17 protein-coding genes are annotated in these 17,835 nt (G+C 71.0%); 12 read left to right on the plus strand and 5 right to left on the minus strand.

Going from position 1 to position 17,835, the window contains the following annotated elements; genetic code table 11:
• Positions 1-187: 187 nt before the first annotated feature.
• The 5 genes from NX794_RS09190 to NX794_RS09210 all read left to right on the plus strand — a co-directional run bounded on the left by NX794_RS09190 (position 188) and on the right by NX794_RS09210 (position 3,035).
• The gene (locus NX794_RS09190) at positions 188-955 is read left to right on the plus strand and encodes an IclR family transcriptional regulator (RefSeq protein WP_258777785.1); all 768 of its coding nucleotides are present in this window, start codon (positions 188-190) and stop codon (positions 953-955) included.
• A 133-nt stretch (positions 956-1,088) separates the two neighbouring features.
• Positions 1,089-1,583 (plus strand): hypothetical protein, encoded by a 495-nt coding sequence (locus tag NX794_RS09195; protein WP_258777786.1) that lies wholly within the window; start codon positions 1,089-1,091, stop codon positions 1,581-1,583.
• Entirely contained in the window at positions 1,580-2,053 is a 474-nt protein-coding gene (locus NX794_RS09200; protein WP_258777787.1) for a hypothetical protein, read from the plus strand. Before NX794_RS09195 ends, NX794_RS09200 begins: the two co-directional genes overlap by 4 nt.
• Complete coding sequence (locus tag NX794_RS09205; RefSeq protein WP_258777925.1) at positions 2,050-2,580, plus strand: SRPBCC family protein; 531 nt, start codon at positions 2,050-2,052, stop codon at positions 2,578-2,580. Before NX794_RS09200 ends, NX794_RS09205 begins: the two co-directional genes overlap by 4 nt.
• Entirely contained in the window at positions 2,577-3,035 is a 459-nt protein-coding gene (locus tag NX794_RS09210) for a PaaI family thioesterase (RefSeq protein WP_258777788.1), read from the plus strand. The genes NX794_RS09205 and NX794_RS09210 overlap by 4 nt, the downstream gene beginning before the upstream one ends.
• A 10-nt stretch (positions 3,036-3,045) precedes the next feature.
• Here NX794_RS09210 and NX794_RS09215 read toward each other — a convergent pair whose 3' ends face one another.
• The 3 genes from NX794_RS09215 to NX794_RS09225 form a co-directional block, all read right to left on the minus strand.
• Entirely contained in the window at positions 3,046-4,569 is a 1,524-nt protein-coding gene (locus NX794_RS09215) for a catalase (protein ID WP_258777927.1), read from the minus strand.
• A gap of 243 nt (positions 4,570-4,812) precedes the next feature.
• Positions 4,813-5,055 (minus strand): hypothetical protein, encoded by a 243-nt coding sequence (locus NX794_RS09220; RefSeq protein WP_258777789.1) that lies wholly within the window; start codon positions 5,053-5,055, stop codon positions 4,813-4,815.
• A gap of 107 nt (positions 5,056-5,162) precedes the next feature.
• Entirely contained in the window at positions 5,163-5,585 is a 423-nt protein-coding gene (locus tag NX794_RS09225; RefSeq protein ID WP_309505974.1) for a hypothetical protein, read from the minus strand.
• A gap of 74 nt (positions 5,586-5,659) precedes the next feature.
• Between NX794_RS09225 and NX794_RS09230 the strand changes: the two genes are divergently transcribed.
• From NX794_RS09230 to NX794_RS09245, 5 genes are all read left to right on the plus strand, one after another.
• Positions 5,660-6,007 (plus strand): GntR family transcriptional regulator, encoded by a 348-nt coding sequence (locus tag NX794_RS09230; protein ID WP_258777790.1) that lies wholly within the window; start codon positions 5,660-5,662, stop codon positions 6,005-6,007.
• Complete coding sequence (locus tag NX794_RS09235; protein WP_258777792.1) at positions 6,007-7,002, plus strand: DUF1648 domain-containing protein; 996 nt, start codon at positions 6,007-6,009, stop codon at positions 7,000-7,002. Before NX794_RS09230 ends, NX794_RS09235 begins: the two co-directional genes overlap by 1 nt.
• Positions 7,003-7,365: 363 nt before the next feature.
• Positions 7,366-7,899: a sporulation delaying protein family toxin gene (locus tag NX794_RS09240; protein WP_258777793.1), complete on the plus strand. Its 534-nt coding sequence runs from the start codon at positions 7,366-7,368 to the stop codon at positions 7,897-7,899.
• A 102-nt stretch (positions 7,900-8,001) separates the two neighbouring features.
• Positions 8,002-8,589 (plus strand): SdpA family antimicrobial peptide system protein, encoded by a 588-nt coding sequence (locus NX794_RS36050; RefSeq protein WP_428985883.1) that lies wholly within the window; start codon positions 8,002-8,004, stop codon positions 8,587-8,589.
• Positions 8,589-9,539: a sporulation-delaying protein SdpB family protein gene (locus NX794_RS09245; protein WP_258777794.1), complete on the plus strand. Its 951-nt coding sequence runs from the start codon at positions 8,589-8,591 to the stop codon at positions 9,537-9,539. Before NX794_RS36050 ends, NX794_RS09245 begins: the two co-directional genes overlap by 1 nt.
• A 314-nt stretch (positions 9,540-9,853) precedes the next feature.
• Here the strand turns inward: NX794_RS09245 and ppdK are convergent, their stop codons facing one another.
• Together ppdK and NX794_RS09255 are read right to left on the minus strand one after the other, a co-directional pair.
• Positions 9,854-12,574, minus strand: a complete 2,721-nt coding sequence (gene ppdK, locus NX794_RS09250) for a pyruvate, phosphate dikinase (protein WP_258777795.1) — start codon at positions 12,572-12,574, stop codon at positions 9,854-9,856.
• Positions 12,575-13,002: 428 nt separating this feature from the next.
• Complete coding sequence (locus tag NX794_RS09255; protein ID WP_258777796.1) at positions 13,003-14,232, minus strand: ROK family transcriptional regulator; 1,230 nt, start codon at positions 14,230-14,232, stop codon at positions 13,003-13,005.
• 120 nt (positions 14,233-14,352) lie between these two features.
• On the opposite strand from NX794_RS09255, the gene NX794_RS09260 reads away from it, so the two are divergent.
• Positions 14,353-15,798 carry an MGH1-like glycoside hydrolase domain-containing protein gene (locus tag NX794_RS09260; RefSeq protein ID WP_258777797.1) on the plus strand — a complete coding sequence of 482 codons (1,446 nt, stop codon included), beginning with the start codon at positions 14,353-14,355 and terminating at the stop codon, positions 15,796-15,798.
• Between the two features lie 82 nt (positions 15,799-15,880).
• Entirely contained in the window at positions 15,881-17,824 is a 1,944-nt protein-coding gene (locus tag NX794_RS09265) for an amylo-alpha-1,6-glucosidase (protein ID WP_258777798.1), read from the plus strand.
• The last annotated feature ends 11 nt before the right edge of the window (positions 17,825-17,835 follow it).

Here is a 17,835-nt window from a genome sequence, read left to right on the forward strand (position 1 = left end):
GACTTTTGGTGTCGCCGCCGTCGGCGGGCCGGACCTCGCGGGCTCCTCACCGGCGATGACACGTGGTCCCGGGACGTATCGTCAACGCCCCCACCAGTGCTTCGGCCGGGTTCTTCGCGACGAGGCGCGGCAGAGTCCGGTTATCGGACTTCAGGCGCCTCGGAGACGCGAACGGGAGGAGAGACCTGTGGAAAACGGCAGCGTCACCGAGAAGGTGGCCGCGCTGCTCACCGCGCTGGCGCGCGGGGGCGCCGGTGACCGGCGGCTGCTCGACCTGGCGCGGGAGACGGGGATCGCCCGCCCCACGGCGCACCGCATCCTCGGTGAGCTGGTCGCGGCCGGCCTGGTCGAGCAGCGGCCCGCCCGGCGCTACGGCCTCGGCCCCGCCCTGTACACCCTCGGCCTCGGCGCCCCGTCGCCGATCCGGGACGTCGGGACCCTCCGGCAACTGGCCCGGGGGCTCGCGCGGCGCACGGGCGACACCGTGTACGTGGCGATCCGCCGGCTCGACGGCGTGCACTACCTGATCCGTGCCGACGGCTCCTATCCCATCCGGGCGGACGTGGTCGAGGTGGGCGAGACGGTCCCGCTCGGCACCACCTACGCGGGCATCGCCCTGCTGGCCTGGCACGAACCGGAGGCGGTGGGGGCACAGTTGCGGGCCAACGACGCCCTCAGACGCCTGATGCGAGTACGGTCGGCGCCCCTGGAGGAGACGCTCACGGCGGTGCGCCGCCAGCTCGTCCAGGTCCGCGAGTACGGCTACTGCTTCGACCGGGACACCGTGCTGCCCGGCGTCTCCGGGATGGCCGCGCCGGTCCCGTCGGCGACGGCGGAACCGTACCTGGCCGTGACCCTCTCCGCCGTCAGCGACCGGTTGCCCGCGGCGCGGGTGCGCGAGCTGGCGCCGGTGCTTCTGGACACGGCCGCCGAGATGTCGGCCGCCGCACGCTGAGGACCCCTCTACGGTAAGTCTCGTAAATAGACTATTGAGGTGGGGCGCGGTTTTGTAGTAGACATCAGGGCACCGTTCGCCGGGGTGGACCGCACTCGGCGACCCTCCCTGACGCAGGAGCCGCACGTTGGGTATGACAGAGCTGTCCGGCGCGGCCAGGTCGCCGGGGGCGTTCACACCGGAGACCCGCGCCGCGAACACCATCAAGGTCTTCGTCCTGACCGGATTCGTCGGCGAGGCGTCCTTCCTGGTCCTGGGCCTCGTCCTGTTCCCGGACCACGGCCCGCTGCTGTGGCGCCTGGTGTGGACGCTCGGGCTCTGCGGGATCGGGATGGGCGCGGCCGTCGGCGCACTGACCTACCTCGCCACCGCGGGCCTGGCCCCGGGCAGCCGGGCCTCCTACGCCGCGACGGCCGTCAGCGGCGCCCTGCTCTTCGCCGTCTGCCAGACGCTGTGCTGGAGCCTGGACCACAACGTGGGCCTCAACTACTGGGGTTCGCGGGACATGCCCGCGCTGTTCCTGGCCAAGGGGTACGCCGGAGCCGTCGCCGGCGGCCTGTTGGGCAGCTTCCACCTCAACTCGCCCAAGGGAGCGGCCCTGATGAGCCGGCTCGGGGTCTTCCGGTGAGCGTGCCGCCGAGGACCCGGAGGACTACGGCCCCCACGGCGTTCACGCTGTCGGCCGCCGCGGTCCTGCTGAACCTGGCCCTGTGGCACGCGTCCCTGCTGTCCGCCGCGCACGGCACCGCGGGGACGGCCCTGCTGACCCTCTGGCTGCTGATGGTGTGGGGTTTCGCCCCGGGCGCGCTGACGCATCTGCTGGTCGAGAAGGGCGCGCGGTCGACGCCGTTCAGGACCACCGCCATGGCCCTCGCCTGCTCGTGGGTCATCAGCGCCCTGCTGCACGCCTTCCTGACCGACCCGGATTTCCGCGCGCAGGCCATGAACGGCCCCGGCCACCACCACCCGGTCCCGCGGCTGCCGGGCGTCCCCACCGTGGGGCTCGCCCCGCTGCTCGTCCCGGTCAGCTACGCGGTCGTCTTCACGGTGATCCTCGGCGCCCGCCGCCCGCGCCCCGAACGGGAGACGGTCCGCTGACCGCCCGCCGCCGCCCGGAGCGGACCAGGCGGTGGGAGGAGTCACGGGAGATCGCCGCCCCCGCCGAAACCCTCTTCCTCCTGCTCAGCGATCCGTCCGCGATGCCCCGCCTGAGCCCCGAGTGCTCCGGCGTGTGGGTGCTGCGCTCCCGCCGCCGCCCCGGCCCGCTCTTCCTCGGCTTCAACCGGCGCGGGGCCCGCCGCTGGTTCACCGTCTGCCGCGTCACCACGCACCGGCCGCCGTACGCGTTCGCCTTCCACGTCTCGATCCTCGGCCTGCCGATCGCGCGATGGACGTACCGGCTGGAGCCCCTGGACGACCGACACACCCGGGTCACCGAGGCGTGGCAGGACCTGCGCCGGGGACCCGGCGGGCGCGTCACCGACCTGCTCGGCGTGCTGCTGGCGGGCACCACCCCCGCCCGGCGGGCCGCAGCCAACCGCACCGGCATGCGCACCACCCTGCGCCGGCTCCAGACAGCGGCGGAATCCCCGCCGACCGACACCCGAGAGCGAGAAACCCCGTGACCACCACGCCCGACACCGCCGCCGCCCCCTCCGGCCTCGACCTGATCCGCCGCCTCCAGCATCGCGACGGAGACGGGGCGGCCTTCATCGGACGCCTGCTGGACATGAGCTTCGACGAGGTCGAGGAAGGGCGCGTGGTCATCTCCCTGACCACGCGCCCCGACTTCGCCAACCCGCTCGGCGCCGTACACGGCGGGATCGCCGCGACCCTGCTCGACTCGGTCATGGGCTGCGCGGTGCACACCACGCTCCCCGCCGGCACCGGCTATACGACCCTGGAACTCAAGGTCAACTACATCCGCGCGGCCCACACCGCGGGCCAGACCCTGATCGCCACCGGAACAACCGTCCACGTGGGCCGCCGTACCGCGACCGCCGAGGGCAGGGTCCACGACGAGGACGGCAGGCTGGTGGCCCACGCGACCACCACCTGCCTCATCCTCCCGGCGCCCTGACCGATGGCCGTCAGGCCTTGTGCTGCATGGAACTCCGTGCCGGGTTGCCCTGCCCGGCGGCCTTGGGGTCCTTCTCGTCGGCCTTGGCCCGCACCCCGTCGGCGATGCGCTTGCCGACGGTCTCGTCGATGTTGGACCAGTACGCGAAGGCGCGCTCCAGAACCGGTTCGGTGACGCCGTTGAGGAGATGCCCCACGACGTTGTCGACCAGCCGGTCCCGGGCGGCGTCGTCCAGGACCTCGCGGACCATGGTGCCGGGCTGCCCCCAGTCGTCGTCCTCGGCGTGGGAGACGTAGGCGGCCCGGGTGATCTCGCCGTCGGCGGTCCAGCTCGGCGGGGCTCCGAAACGCTCCGGGTCGGCGGCGGGTCCGCCCTTGGAGTTCGGGGCGTACACCGGGTCGGTGGTGTTCCGGAAGGCCATCGCCCCGTCCTTGGAGTACGTGTGGACGTCGACGACGGGGGCGTTCACCGGCAGCTGCTGGTAGTTGGCGCCGATGCGGTAGCGGTGGGCGTCCGCGTACGAGAACAGCCGGGCCAGCAGCATCCGGTCCGGGCTGGGCCCGATGCCGGGGACGAAGTTGTTGGGCTGGAACGCCGCCTGCTCGATCTGGGCGTGGTTGTCGACGGGGTTGCGGTCGAGTGTCATCCGGCCGACCCGGATGAGCGGGTAGTCGCCGTGCGGCCACACCTTGGTGAGGTCGAACGGGTTGAACCGGTAGTCGGCGGCCTCCGCGTACGGCATCACCTGCACGTACAGCGTCCAGCTCGGGAAGTCGCCGTCCCGGATGTGCTCGAAGAGGTCCCGTGTGTGGTAATCGGTGTCGGCGGCGGCCATCTGGTCGCCCTCGTCCTGCGTGAAGAACTCGACGCCCTGGTCGGTCTTGAAGTGGTACTTCACCCAGAACCGCTCGCCGGCGGCGTTGATCCACATGTAGGTGTGGGAGGTGTAGCCGTTCATGTGGCGCCAGCTGCGCGGAATGCCCCGGTCACCCATCAGCCAGGTGACCTGGTGCGCGGACTCCGGGGAGAGCGTCCAGAAGTCCCACTGCATGTCGTGGTCGCGCAGGTTGTTGTCCGCGCGGCGTTTCTGGGACCGGATGAAATGCTGGAATTTCATCGGGTCCTTCACGAAGAACACCGGCGTGTTGTTGCCGACCATGTCGTAGTTGCCTTCGCTGGTGTAGAACTTCACCGCGAAGCCGCGCGGGTCGCGCCAGGTGTCCGGGCTGCCCCGCTCACCGGCGACGGTCGAGAAGCGGATGACCAGGTCGGTACGGATCCCGGGCTGGAAAAGTGCCGCCCTCGTGTACTTGCTGACGTCGTCGGTCACCTCGAAGTGACCGAAGGCGCCGCTCCCCTTGGCGTGCGGCTGGCGCTCGGGAATCCGCTCCCGGTTGAACTGCGCCATCTGCTCGATCAGGTACGCGTCCTGCAGCAGGATCGGCCCCCCGGGGCCCACGGTGAGCGAGTGTTCGTCACTCTCCACCGGCGCGCCGGAATCGGTCGTGGTGGCAGCAGGTCGGATCTCCGTCATCAGTCTGCCTTTCGTCATGCGTCAGCAGCGTCTCCCCCGGGGCACGGACGCCGTCCGATCGGTGTCGTACGGCCCGCCGCCTCCGGACACACCGAAGACCGCCCCAACCGACACCGCTTTCCCACACGTCGCTTGACCCGGAGGGCCTGGGCTAAACACGTTCCCGGGGACCGATCTGCCCAAGGCGTACGAAATCCGGCCAAGGGGACCATGGCAGGCGGCCCGGCACTCGGCCGGTGCGGCTCAGCCCTTCTCCGGACGCACGCGCGGGTACTCGGTGGCGAGCAGCCCGATGTCGGCCAGCCGGGCACGCTTGGCCGCCACGGCCTCGGGATCGGCCGGCCCGTGCACTTCATCGCCCTCCGCGATCAGCTCACCCAGCTTGTCCCGCTCGATCTGCCGCCGAGCCGCCTGCTCCAGATACGCCGAGACGCCCCGCTCGCCGACCCGCTCACGGATCGCCTGCAACGTCCCGGCGGTCAGCATGACGGAGATACCGCTGGTGGGCCCTCACCGGGCAGGAAATCGACGTCGTCGCCAGTCACACCATGAGTGTGCCGTTGGACATGGCACAACGAGGGCCTGTGCGGCCACTACGCCCCGGTCGTGTGACGGAAGCCGAGGGAGATCAGCCCCTCCGACCGGCACAGCCGATCGGAGGGACCGCCGACCTCGGTCTGGAGGAGTTGATAGGAGGCACCGTGGGACTGACCCCAGTGCATCGCGGCCCACCGGAGGAGGCGGCCCAGGCCCTGCCTCCGGGCCTCGCCCGCCATGGCCTCTGCGAACGGGTCGAAGGCCTCCCGCACGACGGCCGGCCAGTCGGCGACGGGACGGACCGGGCCGCCGGGGTCGGGGCAAGCGCCGGTGGTGAAGTCCTTGAGCTGGACACGCGCACCACGAGAGGAACCGGCCTCGGGGCCGAGCGGGCGCACCACCCTGGCGTCGACCACGCCGTACCCGGCGGCGAGCTTCCCGGCAGGTTCGGCGGCCGGCGTGTCCAGTACGGATGACATGGAGGGAACGGTATCCAAGGCCAGGCACCGGCCCTCACGAAAGAGACGACTATGGTGCTATCGTCAGTAGCACCATGCTGCTACGTTTGGACAAGAGGGACATCCGCCCCCTGCACGAGCAGGTGGCGAGCGCGATTCGTCGCGCCATCGCGGAGGGCGAGTGCGGGCCGGGGGATCGTCTGCCGTCGGCTCGCGATCTCTCGCAGGTGCTCGACGTCAACGTCAACACCGTCCTGCGGGGGCTGCGCAGCCTCAGGGACGACGGCCTGCTGGAGTTCCGCAGGGGGCGCGGGGTGACCGTGGCCGAAGACGCCGGCCAGCGGTCGGATCTGCTGCAACGAGTACACGCCCTGGTGGCCGACGCGGCCCGACTGGGCTACAGCAGGAACGAACTCATCGAGATGATCAGGGAGATACCGTGATGGGCCGACGACGTGGGGCCGGCTGGGGTGGCGTGGCGTGGGTGGCGGGCGCTGCGGCTGTGATCGCCGCGCTGCCGTGGACCGCGAGCGGACGGCTGCCGGACCGACTGGCCACTCACTGGGAACTCGGGGATGGCACGCCCGACGGTTCGATGCCGCTGTGGGCCGCATCGTTGTTCCCCACCCTCATCTGGCTGTTACTGGCGGCCGTCGCACTCCTGGCGCTGCGACGACGAGAAGGCGTCACCCGAGCCGCCGGACAACCGTGGATGGCGGCCCTCCTGCTGCCCGGAGGCGTCCTGCTGGCCGGCGCGCAGGCCTCGGTCGTCCGGGCGAACCTCGACCGCGCCCACTGGTACGACGCGCGTGAGCCGACCCCGTGGCTCGTAGCCACCCTGGTGGCGACGGTGGCCGCAGGCTTGACCGGATGGCTGATGCTGAACAGTCGTGGACGGCAGACCGCCGCCGCTTCCGCGATGCAGGAACACCCGGAGCCCGTCCTGCGGATACCCGAAGGGCAGCGCATGGTGTGGTTGTCCCGGACCGCCAATCCCTGGCTTCAGGTACTGGCCGCGGTGAGCGGCTTGATAGCCGCGGCAGCGGTCATCGCTCTCGTCAGCGGCCTTGCCGAACCGGGCCCGTCGTGGGCGCTGTTCATCCCGTTCGCTCTCGCCTCCCTCACGGTGGCCGGCTGTGCGGCGGTCCAGGCCCGCGTGTCCGAGAGGGGTCTGGAGGTGGGCTTCGGGCCGTTCGGCTGGCCTGCGCGACGCTGGCCTGCGACGGACATCGAGTCCGCCCGCACCGAGGACCGCACCCCTGCGCAGGTGGGCGGCTGGGGGTACCGGCTCAGCGGGCTGGGCACCACGGTGATGCTGCGCGGGGGGCAGTGCCTCGTCATCCGCACGAGCAAGGGAAAAGAATTCGCCGTCAGCATTGACGACGCCGAGCGGGGTGCCGCTCTGCTGAACGCGCTGAGCACAGCCCAATCGGACTGAATACACCGCCCTGCCGCCGCCTGAAATCTGGTGGCTGAAAACAGATCGACTTCACCGAATCGGAATGAACCACTCCACAGTGAAGCTGTGATCCAAACCACAAAAAGGTTGGATTCTGGTAAGAGCCATGTGAAGATCCCTTCGGAAAGATCAGGCGCCGGGGGGAGTGCACTGACCATGCGCTCGCGCTCCCTCGGCGGACTCAGTCCAAAAGAGGGGAACAAATTGAATATCAAACAGCGCGGTATGCTCGCCCTTGCCGGCATCACGGCGACAGCGGTCTGCCTGGCAGCCGCTCCGGCTGCCACTGCGGAACCGGCCACCAAGTCTGCCGTTTCGACTGCCAAGGCGCCCGCCGTTTCCGTGAAGGCAGATGGTGAAGACGTTTTCCGGGGCCTGTTCTTCGCCCAGGGGAAGGTGGGCCAGGAACTCGCCCACCTCGACCTCTTCGCCGAGGCCCGGCAGCACCTCGACAACGACTCCTACGACGAGATCCGCGCTTCGAACGCGGTCGTCGAGCTGATCAACAAGAAGTCGCCCGGCTTCTTCGCCGAGTTCAGCGGCAACGTGCGAAGCGGCAACCCCCGCCAGGTCGAGCAGGCCGTGATCGACGCCCAGAACATGCTCCTGTCCGTGGCTCAGAAGGCGGGCACAAGTGCCACGCCGGAGGAGAACGGCCAGCTGTGCGGGGTCACCGTCGCCGTGGGCGCCGCAGTGGTGCACGTCGCGGCCGTCATCACGGCGGCCGGCGCGGTGGTCACCGTGACGGTCGCCGTGGGGGCCAACTTCGTGAAGGGCAAGAACTGGTTCTGGAGCCCCGAACCCACCGCCGGTGACGGCTCCCAGCTGTCCCGCGATGAGGCCGTGGCCCAGGTGACGGAGGCCCTCAAGGCCTGACCCGCGGGGAGGAGAGGGGTGAAGTGGCTGCAGACGCTTCACCCCTTCCGGCGGGCGGCCCGGCGAATCCGGGCAAGGGCCGAGGAGACCATGAAAAACGCAATGCACACCATACGTGAGAGTCTCACAAGAGCTGGTTCCCAGACTATTGCCGTGTCAAGACGGGCAATCATTGTCGTCTGCCTTGCCTGGGCCATTATTGTCCTGTATGTAGCACAAGAGCAGCTCCCTAAAAACACGATCACGCTGCCGGCACAGAATGAAGTCCGGCACACAGTCGTCAACGTCGCCCCACAAGGATGGGCTTTCTTCACGAAGTCGCCCCGCGACGTGGAAGTGGTTCCCTACGGCAAGCGGGCGGGAAAGTGGCGATCGCTGTCCATGACGCCTCACTCTTCACCAAGGAACTTCTTCGGCCTTGATCGGGCCTCGCGGGCTCAAGGAGTGGAGGTAGCCATGGTTCTGTCTGCGGCGCAGAAGAGTGACTGGCACCCCTGCACACAAGTTCGTGAAAGCTGCCTTGCCAAATTCGGCCCCCCGACGCGGACGATCAGAAATGACTCACCTGAGCCCTCTCTGTGCGGAACGGTGGGACTCCTGCAGGAACGCCCCACCCCGTGGGCCTGGCGTGATCTTGTCGACGACACGCACTCACCCGAGCGCGTCATGGTGTTGAGGGTGACCTGCTGATGCGTCAACTCAAGATCCCCGTGCCCTGGACTTCCGGATACGGCTTGGCGAGGACGTTGCTCGCCCTGGGCACGCTGGGCACCCTGGCCTTCAGCAACTCCGCAACCCTGTTCCGCGACGTCGCCACCGTCGGCCACTATCCCCTGTGCAAAGGCGTCACCGGAGCTGGAGCGTGGTGTCTCGTCCCCTCGCAGGACTACGAGACTGTCCGCTGGCTGTGCTGCCTCGTCCTGCTGCTCGTGGCCAGCGGGTGGCGCCCGGCTTTGACGGCCGTCCCGCACGCCTACATCGCCTTCAGCGTGTTCACGGGGATCGCCATCCCTGACGGCGGCGACCAGATCACCTGGCTGCTCAGCCTGCTGATCGCCATCGTCGCGCTCGGCGATACCCGGCGCTGGCACTGGCAGGCGCAAAACCAAGAGGGAACGGTCATCGGCCCATGCCGCCGGCGCCTGGCTCTCCTCGGCACCAGCGCCCTGGTCCTGGCTCGGCTCCAGATGTCGGTCGTGTACTTCCAGGCCTGCGTGGCCAAGCTGCCGCATGCGGAGTGGGCTGACGGAACGGCGCTGTACTACTGGATCAACAACTACGCGTTCGGAGCGGCTGGTTGGCTACACCCGCTACTGGACGCGATTGTCCGGCACCCGGTCGGGGTGGCGCTGATGACGTGGCTCCCCCTGGGACTCGAACTCTCCTTGGCAGCGGCTCTGCTTCTGCCGCAAAGAGTGCGCTGGATCTTGCTGATGGCGGGGTTCATGTTCCATTTGGGCATCGCAGTTGTCATGGGTCTGTGGAGCTTCGCCCTGGCCATGTGGGCTGGGCTGCTGATCCTTCTGGCACCGCTGGGCCATGACCCGGATCTGCTCAGCTTGTTGCGACCTCGCCGAAGGGCGACGGCTTCCCCTTCGCAGGAGTCGACGCCGGAGAGCGAACAGCCGGTGGCTGCCTGACGTAAGCAACACCGGAGCGCACACCGCCCGCGTCCTCGTGGCAAGCGCGGCGGCAAGTGGTGCGCATCGCGCTGGAAGGCTGGCTCCAGCCGGCCGAAAGCGCACAGGCCGCCAGCCGAGCGACGCGCCCGGCCCTCAGCCCGAAGGGGCGGCACCCCCGCACAGGATGCCGCCCCTCTCTCGTGAACCGGAGCCGGCGCCGATCGGTGAGGGTCGGGGACCGGCGGCGGCTCCGGGGTCGAGTGGACCGTATGACCTAGCAGCCGAACCAGCCGTAAGGCCAAGCGGTCGAACCGGCCGTAGGCCCCAGCCCCCTACCGGTGATCGCTCCCCGCGGACTCCGTAGCCGCCCGTCCCGCCTCCAGCCGGGCCACCGGGATGCGGAACGGGGAGCAGGAGACGTAGTCCAGGCCGGCCTCGTGGAAGAAGTGGACGGACTCGGGGTCGCCGCCGTGTTCGCCGCAGACGCCGAGTTTGAGGTCGGGGCGGGTGCGGCGGCCGGCTTCCGCCGCCGCCCGTACCAGGGAGCCGACGCCGTCCTTGTCGATCGTCTCGAAGGGGCTGACGCCGAAGATGCCCTTCTCCAGGTAGGCGGTGAAGAAGGAGGCCTCCACGTCGTCGCGGGAGAAACCCCAGACCGTCTGCGTGAGGTCGTTCGTGCCGAAGGAGAAGAACTCGGCGGCCTCGGCGATCTGGCCGGCCGTGAGGGCGGCGCGCGGGAGTTCGATCATCGTGCCGATGGCCAGCTTCAGCTGGGTGCCGGTGGCGGCCTGGACCTCCGCGATGACCTGGTCGGCCTCCTCGCGGACGATCTCCAGCTCCTGGACCGTGCCGACCAGCGGGATCATGATCTCGGCGCGCGGGTCGCCCTTGGCCGCCCGGCGTTCCGCCGCCGCCTCGGCGATGGCGCGGACCTGCATCGTGAACAGGCCCGGGATGACCAGGCCGAGGCGCACGCCGCGCAGGCCCAGCATCGGGTTCTGCTCGTGCAGCCGGTGTACGGCCTGGAGCAGACGCAGCTCGTTCTCGTGCGGCTCCTGGCGGGACTCGGCGAGGGCCACGCGGACCGACAGCTCGGTGATGTCCGGCAGGAACTCGTGCAGCGGCGGGTCCAGGAGGCGGATGGTGACCGGGAGGCCGTCCATCGCCTCGAACAGCTCGACGAAGTCCTTCTTCTGGAGCGGCAGCAGGGCCTTCAGGGACTCCTCGCGCTCGTCCTGCGTGTCCGCGAGGATCAGGCGCTCGACCAGCTCGCGGCGGTCGCCGAGGAACATGTGCTCGGTGCGGCACAGGCCGATGCCCTGGGCGCCGAAGCGGCGGGCGCGCAACGCGTCCTCGGCGTTGTCGGCGTTGGCGCGCACCCGCAGCCGGCGCTTGCGGTCGGCGAAGGCCATCATGCGGTGCACGGCCTCGACCAGCTCGTCGGCGTCGTCCGCGCCCGGGTGCATCCGGCCCTCGAAGTACTCCACGACCGGCGACGGCACGACCGGGACCTCGCCCAGGTAGACCTTGCCCGAGGAGCCGTCGATGGAGATGACGTCGCCCTCCTCGACCACCCGGCCGCCCGGCACCGTCATCCGGCGGCGCTTGGTGTCGACCTCCAGCTCCTCGGCGCCGCAGACACAGGTCTTGCCCATGCCGCGCGCGACGACGGCCGCGTGGGAGGTCTTGCCGCCGCGCGAGGTCAGGATGCCCTCGGCCGCGATCATGCCGTCCAGGTCGTCGGGGTTGGTCTCCCGGCGGACCAGGATGACCTTCTCGCCGGAGCGGGACCACTTGACGGCGGTGTACGAGTCGAAGACCGCCTTGCCGACGGCCGCGCCCGGCGAGGCCGCGATGCCCCGGCCGACCTGCTCGACCTTCGCGCCGTCGTCGAAGCGCGGGAACATCAGCTGGGCGAGCTGGGCGCCGCTGACCCGCTGGAGCGCCTCGGTCTCGTCGATCAGACCCTGGTCCACGAGCTGGGTGGCGATGCGGAAGGCGGCACCGGCGGTGCGCTTGCCGACGCGGGTCTGGAGCATCCAGAGCTGGCCGCGCTCGATGGTGAACTCGATGTCGCAGAGATCCTTGTAGTGGTTCTCCAGGGTCTCCATGATCTGCATGAGCTGGTCGTACGACTTCTTGTCGATCCGCTCGAGATCGGCGAGCGGCACGGTGTTGCGGATGCCGGCGACGACGTCCTCGCCCTGGGCGTTCTGGAGGTAGTCGCCGTAGACGCCCTGGTGGCCGGAGGCGGGGTCGCGGGTGAAGGCGACGCCGGTGCCGGAGTCGGGGCCGAGGTTGCCGAAGACCATGGAGCAGACGTTGACGGCGGTGCCGAGGTCGTGCGGGATGCGTTCCTGGCGGCGGTAGAGCTTGGCGCGGTCGGTGTTCCAGGAGTCGAAGACCGCCTTGACGGCGAGGTCCATCTGCTCGCGCGGGTCCTGCGGGAAGTCCCGGCCGGCCTCCTTCTTCACGATCTTCTTGAAGGCGGTGACCAGCTTCTTCAGGTCGGCCGCGGCGAGGTCGGTGTCGACCGTGACCTGCTTGGCCTCCTTGGCCTTCTCCAGGGCCTCCTCGAACAGCTCGCCGTCGATGCCGAGGACGGTCTTGCCGAACATCTGGATCAGGCGGCGGTAGGAGTCCCACGCGAAGCGCTCGTCGCCGGCCTGCTGGGCGAGGCCCTGCACCGACTCGTCGGACAGGCCGATGTTGAGGACCGTGTCCATCATGCCGGGCATGGAGAACTTGGCGCCCGAGCGGACCGAGACCAGCAGCGGGTCGTCGGCCTGGCCGAGCTTCTTGCCCATGCGGGATTCGAGGGCGTCGAGGTGCGCGCTCACCTCGTCACGCAGTGCCGCGGGCTCCGCACCGCTGTCCAGGTAGACCTTGCAGGCCTCCGTGGTGATGGTGAAGCCGGGAGGGACCGGCAGACCGAGGTTCGTCATCTCGGCGAGGTTGGCGCCCTTGCCACCGAGGAGGTCCTTGAGGTCCTTGTTGCCCTCGGTGAAGTCATAAACGAACTTCGCTACGTGGGGTTCTTTGTTTTCCGACACGGGTCTCGACTCCTTGAGGCCACGGTGGCTGCCCTGACGGCCAGGAACATACCCAGATCGAAGGCCCCTGGGTACGTCCACTTGCGCGTCATGGGCCCGTAACCACTCGTCCGCCAGCGGATCGAAAGTCAAGGCTTGGCAAGCCAAGCGGCGCTGGTGTTTTCATTTCTTGAACGCAGCCATGCCTTCAGGGGTAACAAACCGCTCGGATGAGCGGGGCTTGACACGGTTGAGTTCGATCGATGAACGATCATCGGGTGGCACCGAGTGCCACCCCTTGAGGAAGTGCAACCGTGCTTGATCCGCTCATCTGAGCGCAACCCTTATCAAGGGTGGCGAGAATCACGCTGCCACAGGCCGCCGGATTTCACCATGCGGACCGTCCCGCGGACCCTGAAACACACCCCGCCGCACCGGAAACCCGGACGTCACACGCCCAGCGCGCGCAACCGCTCCTCCACCCGCTGCGGCGCGTACAGGTACTCCACGACCAGCGCACCCGCTCCGATGAGCGCGGCCCGGTCACCCCAGCGCGAGGTGAGCACGTCCAGACCGGCCGTGGAGCGGGGCAGCGCCCGTTGGTAGAGCAGCTCCCGCACGCCCGTGAGGAAGGGGGTTCCGGCCAAATCCCCGGCGATCATCAGCACCCCGGGGTTGAGCAGGGTCACCACCGTCGCCAGCACGTCCCCCACCCGGCGCCCGGCCTCCCGGGCCAGCGCGGCGGCCTCCGGGTGCCCGGCGGCCAGCAGCTCCCGCACGTCCGCGCCGGACTCGGCCGGCACCCCGGACTCGGCGAGGCGCCGGGCCACGGCACCCCCGCTCGCCACGGCGGCGAGACAGCCGTACGAACCGCACCGGCACAGCGCCTCCGTGCCGACCCGGATGTGCCCGATGTCGCCCGCGCCGCCGTCGATGCCCCGGTAGATCGAGCCGTCCACCACGACCCCGGCGCCGATCCCGGTGGAGACCTTCACCAGGACGAACGCCGCGCAGTCCGGGTGGCCGGTGCGCTGTTCGCCGTAGGCCATGAGGTTGGCGTCGTTGTCGACCAGGACCGGCACCGCCGGGGCGCCGGAGTGTTCGGTGAGGGCGCGGGAGAGGCGGCCCCTGATGTCGTAGCCGTCCCAGCCCGGCATCATCGGGGGCTGCACCACCCGGCCGGTCCCGCTGTCCACGGGCCCCGGTACGGCGAGCCCGATCCCGCACACCCGCGCGGCCGGGCGGTCCGCCTTCACCAGCAGTTCGGCGAACCAGCGGCCCAGCTCGCCCAGCACCCGCTCCGGGCCGTCCTCCACCACCAGCGTGCCGGCGTGCTCGGCCAGGATCTCGCCGGACAGGGTGAGCACGGCGGCACGGGCGTGCCGGGTGTCCAGGTCGGCGGCGAGGACGACCGCGTGCGCGTCGTCGAACTCCAGGGTGATCGCGGGGCGCCCGCCGAGCGGCGAGTCGACCGGGCCGCCCGCGCCCTCGCGCAGCCAGCCGGCCCGGAACAGCCGGTCCAGGCGCTGGCCGACGGTGGCCCGGGACAGTCCGGTCGCCTGCTGGAGGGCACCGCGGGTCACGGCCCGCCCGCTGCGCACCAGTTCGAGCAGGTCCCCGGCACCGGCCTGACCACCGCCGCGGGTGGTCGTACCGGTGCGGCCCGGACGTCCGGTCATGCGCACCCCCTTGTGCTTCTCAAGCCTGCATTACATGATGAGTTATGCGTGTTAAATAGACGTAACCCTACGGTGGCCCTGACCGAACGCATCCGGCCGAACGTCTTCCGGGGAGCCCGAGTGGACCGCACCGCCCAGCTGACCGCACGTCCGGCGCCGCCCGGGATCGCATACGATCCTCCGGCCTCCGGCACGTCCCCGCACGTCAGGGCCGCCCGGGTGCTCACCGCGAACTGGACCGGCCGCTCCACGGTCCCCTCCCGGAGCCTGTACCCGCACCAGTGGTCCTGGGACTCGGCGTTCATCGCGATCGGACTGCGCCACCTCTCACCCTTACGGGCCCAGACGGAACTGGAGACCCTGCTGACGGCCCAGTGGGCCGACGGGCGCGTCCCGCACATCGTCTTCAACCCCGCCGTCCCCCTCGACGCCTACTTCCCCGGGCCCGACTTCTGGCGCTCCGCCACCGCCGGGCGTCACGCGGGCGCCCCGCGCACCGTACAGACCTCCGGCATCGTGCAGCCACCGGTCCACGCCCTCGCGGCCTGGCTGGTGCACCTGGCCGACCCCGGACTGTCCCACGCCCGGGGCTTCCTGGTCCGGGTGTACCCGCGCCTGGCCGCCTGGCACCGCTATCTGCTGCGCCGCCGGGACCTGGGCGGCGGCGGCCTGGTGAGCGTCGTCCACCCCTGGGAGCAGGGCATGGACAACAGCCCCTGCTGGGACGCACCGCTGGCCCGGATCGTCCCCGCCCCGCCCCGCTCCTTCCGCCGCGCCGACCTCACCCACGGCGCCCCCGAGGACCGGCCGACCGACCTGGACTACGGGCGGTACGTGCGCCTCGCGACCGACTACCGGGACGCCGGGTACGCGGACGGGCACGCCGACGGGCACACCAACGCGTACGCCGACGGAAGCGGCGGCTTCGCGGTGGAGGACCCGGCGTTCAACGCCCTGCTCATCGCCTCCGAGCACGCGCTGGCCCTGATCGCCGAGGAACTGGGCACCCCCGGCACCGCCCGGCGCGCGCGAGCCGAGCGGCTGACGGCGGCCCTGGTGGAGCGGCTGTGGGACCCGGAGGCGGGCCAGTTCCGGTGCCGGGACCTGCGGGCGCCAACTCCGGACAGGGGCCTGCTCCCCGAGCGAAGCGTCTCCGGCCTGATCCCCCTCCTCCTCCCCACCCTCCCCCACCCCGTCGCCGCCGCCCTCGTCCGCACCCTCACCGGCCCGCACTTCTCGCTCGGGGACCGCACCCGGCTCGTCCCCAGCCACGACCTCCGCTCCGCCGCCTTCGACCCGCACCGCTACTGGCGCGGCCCCGCCTGGTTCAACACCGGCTGGCTGCTGGAGCACGGCCTGCGCACGCACGGCGAACGGGACCTGGCCGACGCCCTGCGCGAGGCGGTCGTCACGCTCGCCGACGCCAGCGGCTACGCGGAGTACGTCGACCCGTACACCGGCGAGGCGTGCGGCGCGACCGGCTTCGGCTGGACCGCCGCACTCGCGCTCGACCTGCACCACGCACCGCTCGCCCCACCGGTACCAGAACTCACCCCACCTGCATAAAGACCTTCTCAAAGGCCCCCGGCAGGGCGTGTCCCCGGCGGGCACCGGCACGTTCGACAAGTGACAAGGGAGGCGACCGGGCATGACGGACCGGCATCATCTGCTCGTGCACGGGGCGACGTTCGCCGCCGTGGGCGACCGGGGAGACATCAGCGGGGTCCGGGGCGGCAGCTCCCCGGACGGCCTGTTCGTACGGGACGCCCGGCACCTCAGCCGCTGGCAGCTCACCGTCGACGGCGCGGTGCCCGAGGTGCTGCGCCCGGTCGCGGACGGCGACGCGGCGCGCTGTGTGCTGGTCCCGCGCGGCGGCCGGCAGGAGCCACCGGCGCACGTGCTGTTCCGGGAGCAGGCGGTCGGCGACAGCTCGCTCGTGGAGTCACTGCGGGTGACCAGCAACCGCCCGGTGCCCAGCACGATCCGGCTCGCGCTCACCGTCGACGCCGACTTCACCGACCAGTTCGAGCTGCGCTCCGACCACCGCACCTACGTCAAGGCCGGCGCCGTGCGCTCTCGCGAAGTCCTGGACGACGGCATCGAGTTCACCTACCGGCGCGCCGAATGGCGGTCCTGTACGACCATCACCTCCGAGCCGGCGCCCGAGGCCGTGGAGGAGACCGGTACCGGGGCCCGGCGGCTGGTGTGGACCCTGGAGCTGGAGCCGCACGGCACGACCACGCTGATACTGCGGGTCATCGCCCGCCCGCACGGCGACCGGCGGGCCCTGCGGGTGCCTCGCGACCCGGCCGCCGCGCACGAGCAACTCCGAGCAGCGGAAGCCGAGTTCATGGAGGGCGTGGCCTTCCCGGCCGGCTGGCCCGAGCTGTCGGCGGTCTGCGCGCGCGGCCTCGCCGACCTCGCCGCGCTCCAGGTGCCGGCCACCGGACCGGACGGCGAGGACCTGCGCGTGCCGGCCGCGGGCGCCCCCTGGTTCCTCACCCTGCTCGGCCGGGACGCCCTGCTCACCGCCCTGTTCGCACTGCCCTACCGCCCCCGGCTGGCCGCCGCCACGCTCCCCGCGCTGGCCGCGGTCCAGGCCACCGGGTCCGGCACCGGCCTCTCCCCGGTCGCCCAGCCCGGCAAGATCGTGCACGAGGTACGGCACGGGGAGCTGGCCCACTTCGGGCAGGTGCCCTACGGCCGCTACTACGGCTCGGTCGACGCCACCCCGCTCTTCCTGGTGCTGCTCGGCGCGTACACCGAGCGGACCTCGGACCCGGCGCTCGCCCGCCGCCTGGAGCCGCACGCCCGCGCCGCGATCGGCTGGATGCTCGACCACGGCGGCCTCACCTCGCGCGGCTACCTCGTCTACCGCGCCGACGCGGGCGGCCTCGCCAACCAGAACTGGAAGGACTCCCCCGGCGCGATCTGCTGCGCCGACGGCACCCGGCCGACCGGCGCGGTGATGGCGGCGGGCGCGCAGGGCTACGCGTACGACGCGCTGCGCCGCACCGCGTGGCTGGCGCGCACGGTGTGGTCCGACGGGACGTACGCGGCACTCCTGGAGCAGGCGGCGGCCGATCTGCGGGACCGCTTCCAGCGGGACTTCTGGATGCCGGAGCACGCCTTCCCGGCGCTCGCGCTGGACGGGGACGGCCGCCGGATCGACGCGCTGGCCTCCGACGCCGGGCACCTGCTGTGGTCGGGGCTGCTGGACAAGGAGTACGGCGAGGTGGTCGGCCGGCGGCTGCTGGAGCCGGACTTCTTCTCCGGCTGGGGCGTGCGCACCCTGGCCGCCGGGCAGCCCGCCTACCACCCGCTCTCCTACCACCGGGGCTCGGTGTGGCCGCACGACAACGCCCTGATCGCGCTGGGCCTCGCGCGCTACGGACTGCACGACGAGGCGCGGACGGTGGCGCAGGCCCTGGTGGACGCGGCGACGGCGGGCGACCACCGGCTGCCGGAGGTGCTGGCGGGGTACGGCCGGGACGCGTTCCCGTCCCCGGTGCCGTACCCGCACGCCTGTGTGCGCGAGTCCCGCTCGGCGGCGGCCCCGCTGGCCCTGCTGACGGCGGTGGGCGGCGTGTAGCGGTGGCGCGG

It is taken from the genome of Streptomyces pyxinicus (assembly GCF_024753135.1).
In the GTDB taxonomy this organism is placed as follows: domain Bacteria; phylum Actinomycetota; class Actinomycetes; order Streptomycetales; family Streptomycetaceae; genus Streptomyces; species Streptomyces pyxinicus.